This is a genomic window from Chloroflexota bacterium (assembly GCA_009840355.1).
Lineage (GTDB): Bacteria > Chloroflexota > Dehalococcoidia > Lucifugimonadales > JADFKI01 > Bin90.
Genome location: VXNZ01000039.1, coordinates 1 through 19,341 on the forward strand (window position 1 = coordinate 1; position 19,341 = coordinate 19,341).

The 19,341-nt window shown below is 59.3% G+C and carries 15 protein-coding genes; 10 read left to right on the forward strand and 5 right to left on the reverse strand.

Features of this window, described 5'->3' with window-relative positions; all coding sequences use genetic code 11:
• Nucleotides 1-463: 463 nt before the first annotated feature.
• Entirely contained in the window at nt 464-1,114 is a 651-nt protein-coding gene (locus tag F4X57_10695; protein MYC07618.1) for a GPP34 family phosphoprotein, read from the reverse strand.
• Nucleotides 1,115-1,939: 825 nt separating this feature from the next.
• Between F4X57_10695 and F4X57_10700 the strand changes: the two genes are divergently transcribed.
• The 10 genes from F4X57_10700 (at nt 1,940) to F4X57_10745 (ending at nt 12,985) form a co-directional block, all read left to right on the forward strand.
• Nucleotides 1,940-3,421 carry a circularly permuted type 2 ATP-grasp protein gene (locus F4X57_10700; protein MYC07619.1) on the forward strand — a complete coding sequence of 494 codons (1,482 nt, stop codon included), beginning with the start codon at nt 1,940-1,942 and terminating at the stop codon, nt 3,419-3,421.
• Nucleotides 3,422-3,714: 293 nt separating this feature from the next.
• Nucleotides 3,715-5,118, forward strand: a complete 1,404-nt coding sequence (locus tag F4X57_10705; protein MYC07620.1) for an ammonium transporter — start codon at nt 3,715-3,717, stop codon at nt 5,116-5,118.
• Between the two features lie 38 nt (nt 5,119-5,156).
• A complete protein-coding gene (locus tag F4X57_10710; GenBank protein MYC07621.1) occupies nt 5,157-6,098 on the forward strand; it encodes an alpha-E domain-containing protein in 942 nt (313 codons plus the stop codon).
• A gap of 250 nt (nt 6,099-6,348) precedes the next feature.
• Nucleotides 6,349-6,687 carry an STAS domain-containing protein gene (locus F4X57_10715; GenBank protein MYC07622.1) on the forward strand — a complete coding sequence of 113 codons (339 nt, stop codon included), beginning with the start codon at nt 6,349-6,351 and terminating at the stop codon, nt 6,685-6,687.
• 164 nt (nt 6,688-6,851) lie between these two features.
• Nucleotides 6,852-7,106, forward strand: coding sequence for a hypothetical protein (locus F4X57_10720; GenBank protein ID MYC07623.1), 255 nt, complete (start codon nt 6,852-6,854; stop codon nt 7,104-7,106).
• Nucleotides 7,107-7,538, forward strand: a complete 432-nt coding sequence (locus F4X57_10725; GenBank protein ID MYC07624.1) for an ATP-binding protein — start codon at nt 7,107-7,109, stop codon at nt 7,536-7,538. It begins immediately after the preceding gene.
• Nucleotides 7,535-8,857 carry an ABC transporter substrate-binding protein gene (locus F4X57_10730; protein ID MYC07625.1) on the forward strand — a complete coding sequence of 441 codons (1,323 nt, stop codon included), beginning with the start codon at nt 7,535-7,537 and terminating at the stop codon, nt 8,855-8,857. Before F4X57_10725 ends, F4X57_10730 begins: the two co-directional genes overlap by 4 nt.
• A 15-nt stretch (nt 8,858-8,872) precedes the next feature.
• Nucleotides 8,873-11,185 (forward strand): HAMP domain-containing protein, encoded by a 2,313-nt coding sequence (locus tag F4X57_10735; GenBank protein ID MYC07626.1) that lies wholly within the window; start codon nt 8,873-8,875, stop codon nt 11,183-11,185.
• Between the two features lie 95 nt (nt 11,186-11,280).
• Entirely contained in the window at nt 11,281-11,757 is a 477-nt protein-coding gene (locus tag F4X57_10740) for a nucleoside deaminase (protein MYC07627.1), read from the forward strand.
• 31 nt (nt 11,758-11,788) lie between these two features.
• Nucleotides 11,789-12,985 (forward strand): LLM class flavin-dependent oxidoreductase, encoded by a 1,197-nt coding sequence (locus F4X57_10745; protein ID MYC07628.1) that lies wholly within the window; start codon nt 11,789-11,791, stop codon nt 12,983-12,985.
• 209 nt (nt 12,986-13,194) lie between these two features.
• Here F4X57_10745 and aroA read toward each other — a convergent pair whose 3' ends face one another.
• From aroA to F4X57_10765, 4 genes are all read right to left on the reverse strand, one after another.
• Nucleotides 13,195-14,472 carry a 3-phosphoshikimate 1-carboxyvinyltransferase gene (gene aroA, locus F4X57_10750; protein MYC07629.1) on the reverse strand — a complete coding sequence of 426 codons (1,278 nt, stop codon included), beginning with the start codon at nt 14,470-14,472 and terminating at the stop codon, nt 13,195-13,197.
• Nucleotides 14,473-14,585: 113 nt separating this feature from the next.
• Nucleotides 14,586-16,013, reverse strand: a complete 1,428-nt coding sequence (locus F4X57_10755; GenBank protein ID MYC07630.1) for a methyltransferase domain-containing protein — start codon at nt 16,011-16,013, stop codon at nt 14,586-14,588.
• Nucleotides 16,010-17,665, reverse strand: a complete 1,656-nt coding sequence (locus tag F4X57_10760; GenBank protein MYC07631.1) for a hypothetical protein — start codon at nt 17,663-17,665, stop codon at nt 16,010-16,012. The genes F4X57_10755 and F4X57_10760 overlap by 4 nt, the downstream gene beginning before the upstream one ends.
• A gap of 9 nt (nt 17,666-17,674) precedes the next feature.
• Nucleotides 17,675-19,252: a D-aminoacylase gene (locus F4X57_10765; GenBank protein MYC07632.1), complete on the reverse strand. Its 1,578-nt coding sequence runs from the start codon at nt 19,250-19,252 to the stop codon at nt 17,675-17,677.
• Between the last annotated feature and the right edge of the window lie 89 nt (nt 19,253-19,341).

The following is a 19,341-nucleotide window of genomic DNA, read 5'->3' on the forward strand; positions in this document are numbered from 1 at the left end:
AGCCAAAGTTATGAATAGAACGGCTCGTGTCAACAACATATGGACTTGGTACTAGTTTGACCTTTGTGCCTGTCATTCGTGTATGTGTTGACTAGGCTGTGTGGACATTTCGACGATGGCTTTAATTGCCTTGTCATTTCGAGCGAAAGCGAGAAATCTAAAGTCGAAAATAGGCTTATGTGCAACGGTCCTTGCCTTCGCGGGGACATGTTAGATTCCTCACTGCGTTCGGAATGACAAGGAAACTGGGTGCGGAATGACATTATAAGCGTATCTGGGCAAATGTCCGCAGAACCTAATTCGCTGACAGCGCTGACAGATTGGGTATAACAACCTGCCGTTCCCGCTTCGCGGGGAAAGGAGAGCGGCGATGAGAATACGAGAAGAGTCCCTTCTGTCCGAAGAGCAGAAGGGACTCTTGCAATCGTCAACCAGTGTCAGGCGTATGACTTAGTGTGCCGTCCTAGTATGCGTGCGGCTGCACCGATGCGGCGATGGTCATTTCGATGTCGTGGATACCTCTTGACAGCGCTTGTCCGATTAGGTCTAGGCGGCGTACTTGTTCAATGCGGGGTGCTACGTTGTCTAGTTCGCGGTTGGATAGCAGGCTCTTGAAGATGCCGCAGGCGTCGGCAAGGCAGATGATGACCACATCGCGCGGCGACGGTATCTCGTCGCTGAACAGGACGCCCATGATGCGCAACTTCACCTCGCGCTCGGCGGTGCCGTCGATGGACGGGTAGCGCCGCGAACGGAACACCCACAGGAAACGGTCGTCTTCCACTTCCAAAATGCCCTGTTCTATCAGCCGCGACAACACCTGTTCGCGGATGGTGTCCGCCTTGTCCGCGGTCTGCTCCAGCCAGTAGCTCGTGTTGCGGTTGGTGCCGGCGGCAATATCCTCGAGCGTCGGGTCGAGCAGGCTGTCGCCCGTCGGTGTGCTGTCGATCAGCACCATGTTCTCCAAGTCGGTGTCGATGCGGTTCTCCAAGGCGAGGTCCATCAGCACGCCGCCTGCGAGCGCGTAGTCCAAAGACCACTTGGGAACGCGGGCGAACCGTCCGTCGCCATCGTTAAGCAGCAGTAGAATAACCTCCTCTGCGAATCTCAGCATGAAATTTCTCCTCTCTGTAAGTTGGGCATCATGTCGTTCACATCCATTCCAACCGTTTCCCCCGCCCAGCGGAGAAGGGTCAGCAGAGCGAATGCCGCGCTTACTATATGCTATCTCATTTTGCTTTTGCGCACACTATAATAGCATGATATTATGCCCGATAAATACATGGCGCGACTTGATTTCGAGAATTGTATCTGTGCCGCCCCTTTTCCATTTGACGATGGAAGCCTTCCATAAATCCCTTTCCCCTTGACATGGGGCTGAAGCCTTGGAATGCCGGGCTGCGGCGATTTAGGAATGATAATTATCGAGTATCAAGTATTCTCACCATAGAGGGAATATTGCAACGCGTAAGAAGCTCAACCGCGTGGATTCCTGCTTTCGCAGGAATGACGAATTGAAAATCAAATGCATAGTGAGAATGACAATTATCGGTTGGGTTGACAATATCATATAGTCGCCCCCACACTACTCATTCACAAACGCACGAAGGCACAAAGGCACGATGGTAAACGCACGAAGGTAAACGGGTAGAAGTGCAGGGTCTTTCAGTTGTCACCCTGAACGAAGTGAAGAGTCTAAAATCGTTGTGTGGAAACAAGGCTGTCCGTAGTTAACGCGTTTAGATTTCTCGCTTCGCTCGAAATGACCTGAATAATACCTGAATTATCATGAAAGAAATATGCAAAAGGGTACATTTAGGACAATTGACGGGAGTTTCACCCCCATCCTAACCTTCCCCCATCAAGGGGGAAGGGACTTTTGCATATTTCTCAATCGTGACATGAGTGATCGAAAGACCCTAGGTAGAAGTGGCAAGATATGGATTTTGACGCTTATCGATTGAATCCGGCGATATATGATGAGATGTTTTCTGATGACGGTAGTCCTCGCAGGCATAGTTTGCTGCTGCATCAGGAACTGCTTGATATATCGCTGGAAGAGCTGTCAACCATTCAGGAGCGCGTAACGCGGTCGTTCTCGAACGAAGGCATTACATTTACCGTTTACGGCGACGAAGAGGCTGAGGAGCGCATCATACCCGTCGATTGCGTGCCGCGAGTGTTGTCCGCTTCCGAATGGCTGCACATCGAAAGCGGGCTTACGCAGCGTATCGCGGCGCTTAACCTGTTCCTGCAGGATGTGTACGGCAACGCGGCGCCGGTGGGCGCAGACGGCGAATCCGGCGGCAACGGCACAATGCCGAGAATCATCGCGGATGGCGTGATACCGGCGGACATGGTGGAAAACTGCCCGCAGTACCGTACCGAGATGCGCGGCTTTTCCGCGCCGCACGGCGCTTGGGTTTCGATATGCGGCACGGACATCGTGCGCACCAACGACGGCTTTATGGTGCTCGAAGACAACCTGCGCGTGCCGTCCGGCGTGTCCTACATGATTGCGAACCGCAAGGCGGTCAAGACGAGCTTCCGCCTCCTATATCGCCAATCGAGAGTGCGCGAGGTGGAACACTACGGCAGCGTATTGCACGAGACGCTGGCCGAGCTTGCACCTGAAGGCAGGACCGACGCTACCATCGCTTTGCTGACGCCCGGCATCTACAACTCGGCGTTCTATGAGCACATGTTCCTCGCGCAGGAAATCGGCGCGGAGCTGGTCGAAGGCAGAGACTTGCAGGTGGACAACGGCGTCGTGTATATGCGCACGACGAAGGGACTGCGCCGCGTGGACATCATCTACCGCCGCGTGGACGACGACTTTATCGACCCGCTGGTGTTCAGGAAGGATTCGCTGCTGGGCGTGCCAGGCCTGATAGACGCCTACAAGCGCGGCAATGTAACGATGGTGAACGCACCCGGCACCGGCGTCGCGGACGACAAGAGCGTGTACGCTTTTGTGCCGGATATGATCCGCTATTACTTGGGCGAAGAGCCGATACTCGCAAGCGTGGAGACATACCTGTGCCGCAGGCCGCAGGACTTGGAGTACACGCTGGACAACCTAGACAAGCTTGTGGTCAAGCGCGTGGGAGAATCGGGCGGCTACGGCATGCTGATAGGCGCGCACGCCACACAGGCAGAGCGCGACGAATACGCCGAGCAGATTTTGGCAGACCCGGCGGACTTCATATCGCAGCCCACGCTGGACCTGTCGCAGTCGCCGTGCTTCATCGAAGGCGGCTTCGAGCCGCGACATGTGGACTTACGTCCATTCGTGCTGCACGGACGCCAAACGCGCATAGTGCCAGGCGCATTCTGTCGCGTGGCGCTCAAGCGCGGCAGCCTCGTAGTGAATTCGAGTCAAGGCGGCGGCGGCAAGGACATGTGGGTGTTGGAGGATTAGGCTCTGTGGACGGTTCGACGATGACTCTGATTTCCTTGTCATTGTCATTTCGAGCGAAAGCGAGAAATCTAAAGTCGAAAATAGGCTTATGTGCAACGATTTCAGATTCCTCACTGCGTTCGGAATGACATTATAAGCGTATCTGGGCAAAATAAGCGTATCTGGGCAAATGTCCACAGAACCTAGCAAGCCGGAAACTACAAGGTATGACATGAACTGAGTGCCGTTTTGCCCCATTCTGCCTATACTCTCCATCCCGTTAGACGAAATATGCATGAAGAAAGGACGCACGCATGAAGACATTCGCAGCCTTTTATAGGCGGCACAAGTACGCGACACTTGCGGCGCTGCTGCTGGTGTCCGTCGTCTGCATATTCGTGAGACCGGACATGGCGCACGCGGCGGGCGTGGACGAGGAGACGATGTTCGTCTTCAACACATTCTCGTTCCTCATCTGGGGGGCGTTGGTAATGTGGATGTGCGCCGGCTTTACGATGCTGGAATCCGGCTCGGTGCGCACGAAGAACGCATCGACCATCTGCCTGAAGAACATTGGCATATACTCCATCGCCGGTCTCGCCTACTTCGTCATCGGATACAACCTGATGTATGTGGACATTGTGGGCGGCGTCATCGGTTCGTTCAACCTGATGTACCAGTCCTCCGCCGAAGAACTCGCGCTTCTGGGGGGCGACGAATCCGCGACTGCGGCAGTTATCGGCAATGGCTATGCCACGATGTCCGACTGGTTCTTCCAGATGGTCTTCGTGGCTACGGCGGCGTCCATCGTGTCGGGCGCGCTGGCGGAACGCGTGAAGATGTGGCCGTTCTTCCTGTTCACGCTGGCGCTGACTGCGGTCATATACCCCATCGTTGGCGCGTGGACTTGGGGTGGAGGCTGGCTCGCCGAGCTGGGCTTCCAAGACTTCGCGGGATCGACCATAGTGCACAGCACGGGCGGCTGGGCAGCGCTCGCCGGCGTGCTGATTGTCGGACCGCGACTCGGCAAGTTCCGCCGCGACGGGTCGGTTCGCTCCACGCCGCCGTCGAACATTCTGGTCGTAACGCTGGGCGTGTTCATTCTTTGGTTCGGCTGGTTCGGCTTCAACGCGGGTTCGCAGCTCGCGCTGGGCAGCGCACTCGATGTCGTTTCGATGGCAAATGTGATGGTGAACACGAACCTCGGCGCGGCTGCCGGCGTGATGGCTGCGCTCGCAGTGTCCCGCCCGGTGCTGGGACGCATGGACTTGGTGGCAGGGTTGAACGGCGCAATCGCCGGGCTGGTGTCCGTTACCGCGGCGCCGGACATGGTTGACCACTGGTTGGCTATCATCATCGGCGCGGTGGGCGGCATTATACTGGTGCTCGCCGTCAAACTTATGGAACGGCTGAAGTTGGACGATGTTGTCGGCGCGATACCGGCGCACCTGTTCGCAGGCATCTGGGGCACGCTCGCGGTCGCCATCACGAAGGGACCGTTCCTGACGCAGATTGTCGCGCAGCTCATCGGCATTGTGGCGGTTGGCGTGTTCGTGTTCTGTGTATCGTGGATAGTGTGGAAGCTGCTGGACATCGCGCTGAGCGCGCGCGTTTCGCCTAGTGTGGAGCGTATCGGGATGGACGCGGGCGATCTGGGGATAGAGTCGTACCCCGAGTTCGTGCTAATGCCGGAAGAAGACGACGAGGAAGAGGTATAACCGAATTGCTTGCCCGCACCGCGCAAGGTTTATATTGGATGAGCCGCTACTTGGAGCGGTCACAGCACCTGTGCCGCCTGCTTCGCTTGCAGTCTCAGGCGCTGATCGACCGTCCCGTCCGAGAGATTAACCTAGGCTGGAGCCGCATCTACGGCAGCGTGGGTCGCGTTCCGCCCGCCGGCTACATCGAGTCGTTCGACAGCGATAGCTACGCGCTGGCAGACTCGTACACGCTCGCCGGAGACGCTACATTCGAGCGGGACAACCCGGAATCGGTGTGGAGCTGCTTCGCGCTGGGCAGGGAGAACGCACGGCAGATGCGCTGGTCGATCAGCGCGGAAATGTGGTCGTGCCTCAACCTCGCGTATCTGCGCATCAAGGACTTGAACATCGAGGATATTTGGCGCACCTCTCCGGAGAGCTTCTATGCGAACTTGGAGGAGGATATCGACACATTCAACGGCGTGGCGTCCACCACGATGTACCGCGACGAAGGTTGGCACTTCCTGCGGCTTGGGCAGTTCATCGAGCGCGCGCAGCTGCTTACCTCGCTGCTGATAACGCAGCTGGAACTCGACGAGAGCGGCGAAAACGGCGATGTCAACATCGCGGACTGGATGACCCTGCTGCGAATGTACCACGCGGTAGAGGCGTACAACCGCCGCTTCAATGTCGAAGTGGCGCCGGGTAATGTGCTGGATGTGCTGGCGACCGACGGATTGCTGCCCGTATCGCTGGCGCGCACTCTGGACCGGGCAGGCTTGGAAATATCGTCCATCGGCACGGGTCCGGACGCGCGAGCGAGCGATTCGACAAGGCGGCTTGCAGGCAGGCTGTCGTCGATGATCCACTACGAATGGCCCGACAGGCAAGACAAGAAGGCGATGCTGGTGCGCGCGAACGAACTATGCCGCGACCTGCACCAGCGCGTGAGCGACACATACTTCGAGTATTCGACGGAAGAGCTGCCGCGCCAGTGAGGGACGCTATTCTACCAATCCTGTACATCTTGTTTAGAAAAACTGCGTTAAACTGCAATTTATAAGTGCCGTAGTCTATGGTAGTCTATGGTAGTGTTAGGTGTTGTGGAGATTTATTGGAGGGTATAGAGGCAGACATTCCTTGCTCTAAACTTTTCCAGTAATTTGCAATGCCTATCCTTTGATGTAAAATACCCATAGCAATTGAAGCCGCAACTTCAGCTACCTGCAAGCCAAGGAGACAATATCCGTGAAAGTTAACATTGAAAGAGAAGGCGACATCCTAGTTGCAATGGTGGAAGACCGTGTTGACGGCACCAATGCCGGCGAGTTTCAGCAGGCGCTAGAGGCTGACATTAGTGAGAGCGATCGCATCGTAATCTTGGACTGCGAAGGGCTTTCGTACATCAGCAGCGCGGGCTTGCGCGTGGTGCTGCTGATGGCGCGCGCGCTCCAGAAGCAGAATTCCAAGTTCGCCATTTGCTCGCTCTCCGAGCAGATTCGCGAAGTCTTCGAAATCAGCGGATTCGACAAAATTATTCCTGTCCATCCCAACCGCACGGCCGCGGTAGAGGCTCTTGGCGACTAGCGGCAAGCGGCGGATATGTCATCGCGGAGCGGCGCTTGTGCAGAGTCGCCATTTTGCGCTCGCACCCGCGCGCTGACAGCCATAATTTATACCGCCCATATAAGCGCATAGTCCAAACAACCACATAGCCGGTTGCAATATCCGCACGAATTGGGAGGAATTCCGTGAGGGAAGCCGAATACAAGATTTTGGTGGTGGACGACGAACCTGAGATTGAAGCTATGGTTCGCCAGCGCGTGCACCGCGACATCCGCTCCGTCATCATCTCCGATTACGGTGTCATGTCCGACATCCGCACTGCAATGAACCGCGGCGCGTTCGACTTCGCGGACGCCGTGCCGGACAATCCCATAAGCTCATTCGCGGACGGCGCAGCGCAGTCCGACGATAACACTTGTTCAACCCTACGCCGAAGTTGAGTGCCAGCCTTGAGCGCAAAAGTATCGCTGAATATCGAATCTTCGCCTGAAGCATTGAACCGCATCGTTGATGCGATCGAATCCATCAGCCTTCAGGAAGAATGGCCGCCCGAACTTCTCTTTACGATGAACTTGGTCATCGAGGAGCTGGGAATAAACATCATGGAGTACGCGTACGGCGGCGATTCCGGCGAGGCTTTCGAGATTATTATCACTTCCGAGCCGAGCGAGCTCACCGTGGACCTGGTTGACGCGGGTCCGCCGTTCAACCCACTGACGGACGCGCCGGAACCGGACACCGAAGCACCTATGCTGGACAGACCCGTTGGCGGGCTGGGCATCCATCTGGTCAAATCCATGATGGACGAGGTGGACTACAAGCGCGAATGTGACCGCAACCACTTGCGATTAGTCAAGCGGAGGGAGAAATGAACATCCCGGCTCCACTTACTTCATTCAGTATTGGAGCCGCCGTTCTGCTAACTCTAGCTGTCGCCCTCGCCGCCTGCTCCGATACAGGGTCGAATGAAGGGAGCACACCCGTTGCCGTATCGCAAACTGCACAGGCGGCGGCAAGCGCGGGGGATACCCTAGCGACTGGCCCCGTGACTGGCGCCGCGACTGGCAACAGCGCAATCGCCACCAGTGCCAGCGCGGGCGGCAGTGGCGTAACCGACGACGAGGTGCTGTTCGGGCAATCCGCCGCGCTGTCCGGTCCCGCGCTTGAACTCGGATCCAACATGCGGCTGGGTATCGAAGCCGCCTTCCATGAAGTGAACGAACAGGGCGGCGTGAATGGCCGCATCCTGAAGCTAGTATCGCTCGATGACGCATACGAGCCGGAAGCCGCCATCACGAATACGCTGAAGCTCATTGAGGAAGAGGGCGTGTTCGCGCTCATCGGCGAAGTAGGCACGCCCACATCGCGCTCTGCCACGCCTATCGCCGCGGACGCAGGCGTACCGTTCATCGCGCCATTCACCGGCGCCGAGTTCTTGCGCGACGACGACTGGGACAACATCGTCAACCTGCGCGCGTCCTACTATCAAGAAACCGAGGAGATGGTCGAGCGCCTGACGCAGGACTTGGGCATAACGAGCATCGGAGTGCTGTATCAGGACGATTCGTACGGACGGGCGGGCTATCGTGGCGTGCGACAGGCGCTTGACCGGCGCGGCATGGAACCCGTGTCTATCGGCTTGTACCCGCGCAACACCAAGGCAGTGCGTGCGGCGCTGCTCGACTTGAACCGGGGGGACCCTGAAGCGGTAATAATGATTGGCGCGTACGAACCCGTCGCCGCGCTGGTGGAACTGGCGCGGTTCACCGGCACATCACCTGTGTTCCTGACGGTGTCGTTCGTTGGCAGCAACGCACTCGCGAACGAACTCGGCACGGATGGCGCGGGCGTGTATGTTACGCAAGTCGTGCCGTTCCCGACGGACTCATCGCTGCCCATAGTATCTGCGTACCTGCAAGCGCTATCCGCATACGACAGATTCTCCGACCCCGGTTTCGTGTCGTTGGAGGGCTATTTGGCAGGTCGGCTTGCCATTGAAGGCTTGCAGCGGTGCGGTCGCGATGTTGACCGCGCGTGCTTCCTGGACATACTGAACAGCACGGACGGAATCGACATCGAAGGGTTTCCGCTGCGCTTCGGCGACGACAATCAGGGGTCGGACCAGGTGTTCATCACCGTTATCGGCGAGGACGGCGAATACCATCCCGTAACCACTTTGAGCGACAACTAGGCAAGAGGTTGCGAATTGATCACTCATCAGCCTCCTGAATCGGGTATTAGACGGCTTCTTGAGAGCCGCTACCGCATATCCACTCAACTATACTTGGCGATTGGCAGTGCGGTCGCGCTGACTATCGCGGCGAGTTTGGTCGGCTGGATTTCGTTCAACAGCGTCGGCGAGGCGCAGAGCACGGTGAACGAAGACAGCCTGCCGGAGGTCGTGGCAGCGTTCGGCATCGCACAGAACAGCGGCACGTTGGTGAACGCCGCACCGTTGCTCACCGCGTCAACGAGTCCGGAAGAGCTTGCTGACGTATCGGCGGCTATCGACGACGCGCGTATCTCACTAGACCAGCACCTTACCGTCCTGCTTGGCGCGGATATGTCGAGCGACACGACGATTATCAGCTTGCAGCGCTTGCCCGATATTCCCGGCTTGACGGACCTCTTGAATCTTGACGATGTGCAGATATCGGACGACGAAGGTGGCACATCGGAACATATACGCTCGCAGGTGGATACCCTCACCATCGGCATTGGCGCAATCGAAAGCGGCATGACCGAGATTTTCGAGATTAACGAGCAGAAAGATGCGCTGCGGAGCGAACTCGCCATTATGCGCGAGCAGATTGACGATGTGATGGTGCCCGCAGTGGACAACCAGCTCTTCTATACGATGACAGGCTATCGCAATTTGGGAGACGCGCCGGCGGAGCGCGTCGAACACTTCTCGGAAGCTGAACTCGCGCGCTATCGCAGCCTAGCCGGTCTGCATGCCGATGCGACTACCGCGAGCCAGATATTGGAAAGCTCCTTCTCCGTGTCGTCGGCGCCGCACATCGAGCCTCTGCGCGAACGTTTCGAGTCTGCCGCAGGCAGTATGGACCGCAACTTGGCGGCGCTCGAAGGCTGGCCCTACCGTCCTCAGATATTGCCGCTGATGAGCCGCCTTGTAGAGCTTGGCACCGGCACGGACAGCGGATTCGACCTGCTTGAACGGCAGCTTGTGATAAAGCAGCAGCAACAAGACCTGCTCGCGCTCAACCGCGCCATCGCGTCCACGCTGGTGCAAGAAGTCGATGCGCTGGTAGAATCGGCACGAACCAGCGCGGATGAGGCGACATTAACATCCGCGCAGGCGATACTGACGGGCAGGACGCTGCTGCTGGCGATTAGCGCGGTTAGCATCGTTGGCGCGCTGATAGCGTGGTTGTTTGTCGGGCGAATGCTGCTGCGCCGCTTGTGGACGCTACACGACCGCATGTTGGAAATGGCGGGCGGCGATTTGGAGACTGAGGTCGAATTGGACGGTCGAGACGAAGTGGCGGACATGGCGCGTGCGCTCGAAGTGTTCCGCCGAAATTCGCTTGAGGCGCAGCGCCTGAACCTCGTAGAAGAACTCGCCGATGAACTGCTGAACAAGAACGAAGAGCTGGAGACCGTGCTTGCGGACCTAGAACGCGCGCAAGACCAGATTGTGGTGCGAGAGAAGCTGGCGGCGCTGGGCGAGCTGACCGCCGGCGTCGCGCACGAAATCCGCAATCCGCTGAACTTCATTAAGAACTTCTCGGAGGCATCGGAAGAGTTGCTTGACGAGCTCGGCGAACTGATGACGGATGTCGCGGATGACCTGGACGAAGAGGACAAGGATTACCTAGATGAGATAACCGGCGACCTGACCGGCAACATGGAACGCATCCGTACTCACGGCGACCGCGCAAACCGCATCGTGAACGACATGCTGATGATGGGCAGGGACACGGGCGAACAGCGTATGACCGACATAAACTCGCTGCTGGACGAACACGCGCGGCTGGCATATCACAGCGCGCGCGCGCTCGACACCGAGTTCCAGCTTGGCATAGAGCGCGACTTGGACCCGAACATGGGCGAGGTGAATGTCGTGCCGCGAGACTTGGGCCGTGTTTTCCTGAACATGGTCGGGAACGCCTGCGACGCCACGGACGAAAAGCGGCGCACGATAGATGCGGAAATTGCCGCAGAGGGACACCCGGCGGACTCCGAGCCGTACATGCCGACGCTATGGATTGCCACGCACAGGAGCGATCACAATATCCAAATCCGCATCAGAGACAACGGCGGCGGCATGCCTCCGGACATCATCGACAAGATTTTCAACCCGTTCTTCACCACCAAGCCCACCGACAAGGGAACGGGCCTCGGCTTGGCAATATCCAACGACATAGTGCGTCAACACGGCGGCACCATCACCGTAGAATCCCAGCCCGACGAATACACCGAAATGCTTATCGAAATCCCGCTAGAGACGCCGGCGATAGAGGCAGAGGCGCTAGAGGCAGAGGCGGTGAGTTGTTAATCGATGCACTCAACGATTGCGCTGCGTATAGGCAGGATGGGGCAGAGTAAGGGCGAACAAGCGCAAGGAATATCCTGTCGCATAAAGAGCCAGCCATGACCGCTATGACAACGGTGACCACAGTGACCACAACAGCAGTTCACGAACGGTATATGCGGATCGCGCTCGAAGAGGCGCAGCGGGCGGCGGATGAGGGCAATGTCGGCGTTGGGTCGGTGATTGTACTTGGCGGCGAGCTTATCGCGCGCGGCCGCAATCTCGTACCGACGACAAATGATCCGACGGCGCACGCGGAATCTGTCGCGCTGCGGGAGGCGTCAGTCGTGCTCGGCACGGACAACATGGCAGGCGCTACGATGTACACGACATTCGAGCCATGCCCGATGTGCTGCGGCGCGATGATGAACGCGAACATCGCGTGCTTGGTAATGGGTGGCAGACCGACCGCCGAACAGACGATGTGGGGCGATTACACACTCGAACGCCTGCTGCAAATGTGCCGCTGGAATGACCGAATCGAAGTCATAACCGGCGTCCTAGCCGAAGAGTGCCTTTCCATCCGCCTGCCATAGCAGTTCCTTCTACCTGTGGGGGAAGGCTAGGATGGGCAGTATAATACACATCAATACTGCAACTCTATATCACCGCGACCTAATAGCATCCATCCAAAGCATCCGCCTAAACATCCACCTAAACATCCACCTAAAGCATTCACCTATAGGCGAGAGGACAAGGCTACCCATATTGAGATTTGGCGCGTTTTGGCAAGTCCCCGGATACTTAGGCTCATCGGTGGCGCGCCGCCACTGGGAGACCATCGAGCAGATTGCGCTCGCTGACAAGCTCGGCTTTACGACGGCGTGGCTCGCGGAATCGACATTCTTCCCCGGCCGCCCGATGTCCAATCCGCTGATGGTGGCGTGTTCCGCCGCCCACCTCGCGCCGCGCATCCGCTTCGGCACGCTGGCGGCGCAGTTCCCGCTGCACCATCCCATCCACATGGCTACGCAAGCGGCAACCTGCGACATTCTGACAAACGGCAGGCTCGACCTGTGCCTTGGCGGGCGTTGGGGATCGCCGTCCGGTCAGGCATTCGGTCAGGCGGGCGACATTAGCAGCGCAGAAAGCCGCGCTCGCGTCGCAGAGGGCATCGAATTGCTGAAGGCAGCGTGGACGCAAGAGCGCGCGAACTTCGAGGGCGAATACTGGGGGATGAAGGACCTGCTGGTGATGCCGAAGCCGGTGCAAGAGCCGTTCCCGCCGCTGCTGCTCGCCGCGAACAGCGACGAAACATTCCCGTATGCGGCGCGCATGGGTCTGGGCGTCATCGGCACGACGCTGAGCCAGCCGATGCCGAGAATGATCGACCGCCTGCGCGAGTTCGAGCAGGCTACGAAAGGCAAAATCGCCGCGCATCCGCAGCCGTTCCATGTGAACATATCGTTCTTCGTCGCGGAGACGCGCGAGAAGGCGCACGAACTGATGCGGCGCAATTGGCGCGACGATGATGTGGTGAACACGGCGGCGCCGGACCCTACGGCGTCATCGATAGGCACGGCGCGGCACAGCTTCACAAGCGGCGTAGGCGGCTGGGCGACTTGGGACTTTGATGAGGCGCTGAAGTATTCCATCTACGACAGCCCGGAAGGCTGCATTGAGCAGCTAAGCCAACTGCGCGCAGACCTGCCCGGCATGACCGAGTGCATCTTGGAGTTCAACCGCCGAGGCCGCCTGACCAACGAAGAGATAAAGCAATCAATGCAGCTCTTCGCCGATAAGGTGATGCCCACGCTGGCGTAGGAGGATTAGATAGCGTTTCCTTCTAGGTGGTGTTGACATTTCGCCATTTTCCTGTCATTTCGATCGAAGCGAGAAATCTAAAGCCGGAAACAGGTTTGCATGCAACGATTTCAGATTCCTCACTGCGTTCGGAATGACAACGATAGGGATTTGTGAAATCGTCTTGAAGGTTTAGGGATGGGGGCAGAGCGCCTACACACTGCCCTATCCTACTCGCAAATCTCCCGCAGCCGGTCGAAGTAGTCGGGGAAGGTCTTGGATACGGTGTCGGGATCGTTGATGGTGATGCTGGAATTGCCTAGCGCGGCGAGTGAGAAGCACATTGCGATGCGGTGGTCGTTGTAGGTGTCGATGACGGCGGTGCGGATGTTAGCCGGCGGCGTAATCTCGATGTAGTCCTCGCCTTCCACGACGCCCGCGCCAACTTTGCGCAGCTCAGTCGCCATCGCCGCGAGCCTGTCGGTCTCCTTGACGCGCCAGTTGTGCACATTGCGAATCGTCGTCTTGCCCTCGGCGAACAGCGCCGTAACCGCGACAGTCATAGCGGCGTCCGGAATGTGGTTCAGGTCGGCGTCGATACCCGTCAGCGAACCGCGCGAAATCTCGATCCAGTCGGGCCCGCTGGACACATTCGCGCCCATCTGCTGCAGAACCTCCGCATGCGCGATGTCGCCTTGAATGCTGTCGTCGCCCACGCCGTTGACGCGCACAGGACCGCCGCCAATCGCGCCGGCGGACAGGAAGTATGACGCGGACGACGCATCGCCTTCCACGAGTATGCTGCCGGGCGATGTGTAGTGCTGGTTGCCGGGCAGGCGGAACCATTCGTAGTCGCTGCGTTCGACCTCGATGCCAAAGCGCCGCATCACGTCGAGCGTCATCTCGATATATGGCTTGGATACCAAATCGCCCTCGACTTCGATGGTCAGCGGCGCGAGAGCCATAGGCGCAGCCATCAGCATGCCGGTGAGGTACTGGCTGGATATGTTGCCGCGAATGCGAACCGTGCCGCCTTTCAACCCGCACGCGTCGATGGCTAGGGGCGGGTAGCCGTCCGCGCCGGTGTACGCAATCCGCGCGCCAACCTGCCGCAGCGCATCCACAAGATCGCCAATCGGACGCTCCAGCATGCGCGGCTCGCCTGTGAGCGTGTATCGACCGTTGCCCGCGCAAATCGCGGCGCACAGCGAGCGCATCGTCGTACCGGAGTTGCCGAGAAACAGAGTCGCTTCGCCTTCAGGGAACGCGCCGCCAAGCCCGGTAACCTCGCAGTACGCGCCATCGTCGGAGTGGCGAATTCGCACACCCAACGCGGCGAGCGCGTTCAGCATGTGCGTGGTGTCGTCGGATTCCAGCAAGTTGCGAACCTGCGTCGTGCCCTCGGCAAGCGCGGCGAGCAGCAGCACGCGGTTGGACATGCTCTTGGAGCCGGGCAGCCGTATCTCGCCCCGCACGCCGCGAATGGGTTGTAGTGTGAGTTGTTTCATATTGTTGCCCTCCGGTTATTCCGGGAATGCCGATGCAGGTAATCCGCGAATTGCTCCCGTACCATCTTTCCATACATCCCATACATCCTGTACATCAATTTCAATTGCAGAAATTATAGCCGACCGCCCATATTTGTGGCGCGTCGCAGTAGGTAGATGCGCGGGCGGATATAGCCGCGCCGGTATGGGATGCTGATAGGGATTTCCTTGTTCAAGTCCCACTGCGAGGACTCTGAGATGGCGTCGAGCATTGCGCGGTGGCGCGTGGTGATGGCGACGAACGCGGCATCCGGCGCGGCGACTCTGGCGGCTTCGGCGAGCGCGGCGCGATATAGAGATGCGATTTCGGCACCTTTTGGCAAGCCTTCCTGCACCATGCCGAACGGCAAGTCTGCTGTTATCGTATCCACGCCGGCGTCAGGCAGGGGGATGTCGGCGCAGTCGGCTTGCAGCATCGACACCGATGTGCGATGTCCGGCGGCGCGCAGATTGGCATCGGCGCACTGCAACGCGGATTCGCTGATGTCCACGCCGGTAACGCTCGCGGCGCGTCCCATGCCGAGCCGCTCTATCATCAGAGTGCCGCTGCCGCAGCATAGGTTCAGCACGTGCTCGTCTTGGCGCGGCTTGGCGAGATTCACCATCACACTCGCGACGGTGGCGTTGAGCGCGCCCTGCATGTCGCAGACACGCCACCTGCGCGCGGACAGCGGCAAAGGGCTTGTGCGGATGAGTGCCTGCCAGCCACCTTCGTCTTCGGTCGCGCGGCGCACGGCGATTTGCAGATTCGCGGCGTCTTCGGTCGGTTCGAGCGCGATGGCGGCGGCGATTTCCTCGCGGAGCCGAGCATAGACGCCGCTGTCCGATCCTGCCGCCGCAATGCGGAATGTGCGAAACGCGCCGTCAGGTCGAGCGTCCAGTACGCTGCGAATTGCGCTGAGCAGGCGAGTCAAATGCTGATGCCCGAGCAGCGCGCGCGGACGCGGCACGGCGAATGTTTCGACTCTGTGGATGGCGGTTATCGTGCGGAGTTCGCCGAAGCGGCGGATGCTGCCGTCAAAGCGCAAGCCAAAGCGCCCATCAGCGCCGCCGCCATTAGTCAACACTGCCCTGCCCAACACTGCCCTGCCCGACGACGCCTTGCCGAACAGCCTGCGTATCTCACGGCGGGCGTACTCCTCTAACCCAATGACAGTCTCCACTTCATAAACCTGCGCGGTGTTGATGTCCGGCTTGTCGCTGCGCGCGGCTGCGTTGCGGGTATTTCCACCTTGCACTTTCGATCGGCGAGCATTCCTGCCGCGCTCAATTTGACTGTCCGTATTCCTGCTGCGCGGATTTCTGCCACGCGCATTTTCGCTGTCGGAGTTCTTGCCACTTGTGTTACGACCGCGTGCATTGCCACTCTGCGCGTTTCCGCCGCGTACATTCGCATTTCCGCGTGGTGTTCGCGTTCTGCGCGTGTCTTGCCTGCTTGCGGGTGAGTTACGCGCGGGCGAGTTGCGTGTACCTGATCTGCGTTTCGGTGTTCTGCGGGTCATCTGTCATTCAGCCTTACGACTAGGTTTGTCAGGGCATCGTCGTCGCCCACGTTGCCGGGGAATATGATGCAGGGCATGCCGGGATGCAGCGTCTCGTCGCCGAGTATCCAAGCCGGCACGCCCGGCGCTGCCTGTCCCGGCGACCATGCGCGCCGTACAGTAAGCGCCTTCGTCGCGACCGCGTATGATGTCGCGCCGCCTTTTACCACGACGCAGCGTGGGCGCACGCCGATGCCCGCGACAATCTCGGAGATTGCCTGCGATACCTGGTGTCCGATGGCGAGGCTGTGGTCTGCGCTGCGTCCCTCAACGAGCGCGCGGCTGGTGTACAGCACGGCGTCCTTGCCTTCGCGGACGGCGTCTTCGGCGGCGCGGATGCTGCGGTCAATCTCGGCTTGGCGCGTGCTGTCCGCAAGCAAGTGGCTGACATTCGCTTCCACGCCGCGCGCGCCGGTGTTCGCGAGCAGGTGGTCGAGCTGCCCGGTCGTGCGCGGCACGTGCGAGCCTACGACGATTAGCATGCCGTTGTCGCTGCCCACGCTGCCGGCGCTCATGCCGAGTTCGGCGGGCGTCAGCAATTGGCGTTCAGTCTGCCCCAACAACGCCTTGATGAACGATGCGGCGGCGCGGAACAGGAATCGCCTGCCGCCCGATTCGACTTGCAGCATGCCTTGCACGAACACTTCCATGTCGCGGTTGTTCGCGCCGCTCACGACGCAGATGCCGCTATTCGAGAGAGTCGATAGAATCGCTGCTACTCGTTCGGGACCACCTAGCCGCAGGTCTTCGATACTGACGCTCGCCACTGAATCGGCTGGCACTTCGCCCGAGGTCTTTTCTTCGACCCATTTGCGCAGGTTGGACGATGTGAAGGCGAACGCTGGGTCGCGGGCGAACTCGGTTTCGCCGACGGGTGCTAGCCACTCGCCGTCTAGTACATACTGCGTGTCGTTGATGGTGAAGCGGCCGCCTTCTAAGAACAGCGGCGCGATTATCCAGCCGCTCGGATTAGGATTGCCAGCCTTGTCGCTTGCGGGTTTGGCGGACGAATCTTGAGCGAGCGCGGATTCGATAGCGCGCATGTCGGTGGGGAAGTGTCCTCGCAGGGTGGAATCAAGGCGGCTCACTATCGAGAAATCGACGCCCGCCTGCCGCGCCGCTTCGCACAGGTTGCGCGTGATGAATGCGCTGACCGTCCGCGCCTGCGATTCGGGCATCGTGCGCGCGTTGGTCACCACGAAGAACGCGCGGCTGTCCGATTCCAACTCCGAGCACAGCGCGTCCACCGACCAGTCCATCAGCACCGCGATGTCGTGGACGCTCTGCGTGCCCATCACATCGTCGTCCAATATGACGATTTTTCTGCCGGACGCATTCAACGCGGCTTCTATGTGCGGCAAGGGGTCGGCATCCCACTGCCGCGGCAGGTTGTTCAATGCATCATCAAGGCGCACGCGGACGGATTGACCGGCGTGCGAGTGCTGCGATTGAGTGGCTGGCGGCAGGCTGGCATGCACATCTTTGTCGTACTCGTGGCTGGATTCGCCGACTTGCTCGCGCTCTTGTGCCAACTGCGTGCCTGACGAATGAGAGTCCGGCGGCTGCTTATTCGACATCTGTGCATTTCGTGGCGGCGTATTTGGCGATGGCATGGTTATCCGCTACCTGCCGACGGAGCGACCCGGCAGCGCGCCGGTGTGTTCGCCGTTGTCTATGACGACAGTACCGTTGACGATGACGTATTCGATGCCGATGGGGAACTGCTTGGGTTCTGTGCGCGTGGCGGGAGTGTGCACATTGCGCGGGTGGAACACGGTGATGTCCGCTTTCATGCCGTCCCGCAAGATGCCCCTGTCGCTCAGTCCGATGCGCTGCGCAGCGAACGATGTCATCTTGCGTATCGCCTCCGGCAGCGAGAGCTGGTTTTCCTCACGCACATACTCGGCGAGAATGACGGGGAAACAGCCATAAGTGCGCGGACTGGGGAAATCGCCTACCAGCACGGCGTCGCTGCCAACCATCGACAGCGGATGGCTGACGAACGCAGGCAGCGTGTTGCCGTTCGCGCCGTCCGTTACATAGCAGGTCTGCAAGTCTTCTTCGAGCAGCAGGTCGCATATCGCATCGACCGGATGCTGCCCGCGCACGGCGGCGATCGCCTCCACTGACATGCCCTCATACAAGTGGTTGTGCGGCTGCTTGAAGTATGTCAGCCAGACATTGTCCCAAGAGGGCCCGCGCGGTTCCATCTCGCGGCGCAGACGTTTGCGCGCGTCCTCCGATGCCAGCGCCGCTTTCAGATTCGCGACGCCGCCGTCGTGCGTCCAATCCGGCACCATAATCAGCAAGCGCGTGCTGCCGAACACATACGGGTAGCTATCGAAAGTAACATCCTGCCCGCCGTCCGCCGCGTCTTCAACTAGGTCGAGCAGCCCCTGCCCGCCGCCGGTGCTGGGGGCGCGCTGGAAGAAGTGCGTGATGTGCACGGGGATGCGGCTGCGCGTGCCGATTTCGAGCGCCTCGCGGAACGGGTCGAGATAGCGGTCGCCGAGCCGATAGCGCACATGCGTGTGGTAAAAGCCGCCCATATCCGCGACAAGCTCGCTCAGTTCAACGAGTTCGTCCGTGTCCGCGTAACTGCCCGGCGGGTAGTCCAGCCCGGTGGACAGCCCAACAGCGCCTTCCTCCATCGCCTCGCGGGTAATCGCCTTCATGTCCGCAATCTCGGACTCGGTCGCGGGTCTGTCGTCCCAGCCCACGGCGTTGATGCGCACCGGCGCATTGCCCAGAATGTACGCGATGTTCACAGCCGTCTTCCGGTCGAACATGGCGAGATACTGCTCAACCGTGGACCACCTGCCGGGCAAGGGCGGGTTGCCGTCAAGGCCGGAATTGAGCGCAACGAAGTCGAGAAAGTCTTCGTGCTTGTGGAACGGCGCGTAGGAATTGCCGTCCACGCCGATGAGCTCGGTGGTGATGCCTTGCCGCACCTTTGGATGATGCTCCGGTTCGGACAATATAACCAGACCGGCGTGTGAGTGCATGTCGATAAAGCCGGGCGAGACAACATGGTCGGTGGCGTCAATTGTGCGCGTCGCATCGACGCCGCTGATGTCGCCGCGAAACACGCGCACCACATCGCCCTCAACGCCCACCGCACCGTAAAAGCCGGGACTGCCAGTACCATCGATGATAAGCCCATTGGCGATGAGCAAGTCCAGCATATTCACCTTCTCCATTCCTGCCTTTTTGGCATGCTCCTATGGGCTGCCTCTATGCTTGCCTTAATTGGCCTGCCTCAGGCGCGTCGTTGTTTGCAATCAGGTAT

Bases quoted from the DNA above. Each gene is read 5' to 3' on its own strand.
- F4X57_10695 (MYC07618.1), bottom strand. From the start codon at position 1,114: ATGCTGAGATTCGCAGAGGAGGTTATTCTACTGCTGCTTAACGATGGC.
- F4X57_10700 (MYC07619.1), top strand. From the start codon at position 1,940: ATGGATTTTGACGCTTATCGATTGAATCCGGCGATATATGATGAGATG.
- F4X57_10705 (MYC07620.1), top strand. From the start codon at position 3,715: ATGAAGACATTCGCAGCCTTTTATAGGCGGCACAAGTACGCGACACTT.
- F4X57_10710 (MYC07621.1), top strand. From the start codon at position 5,157: ATGAGCCGCTACTTGGAGCGGTCACAGCACCTGTGCCGCCTGCTTCGC.
- F4X57_10730 (MYC07625.1), top strand. From the start codon at position 7,535: ATGAACATCCCGGCTCCACTTACTTCATTCAGTATTGGAGCCGCCGTT.
- F4X57_10740 (MYC07627.1), top strand. From the start codon at position 11,281: ATGACCGCTATGACAACGGTGACCACAGTGACCACAACAGCAGTTCAC.
- F4X57_10745 (MYC07628.1), top strand. From the start codon at position 11,789: ATGGGCAGTATAATACACATCAATACTGCAACTCTATATCACCGCGAC.
- aroA (MYC07629.1), bottom strand. From the start codon at position 14,472: ATGAAACAACTCACACTACAACCCATTCGCGGCGTGCGGGGCGAGATA.
- F4X57_10755 (MYC07630.1), bottom strand. From the start codon at position 16,013: ATGACCCGCAGAACACCGAAACGCAGATCAGGTACACGCAACTCGCCC.
- F4X57_10760 (MYC07631.1), bottom strand. From the start codon at position 17,665: ATGCCATCGCCAAATACGCCGCCACGAAATGCACAGATGTCGAATAAG.
- F4X57_10765 (MYC07632.1), bottom strand. From the start codon at position 19,252: ATGGAGAAGGTGAATATGCTGGACTTGCTCATCGCCAATGGGCTTATC.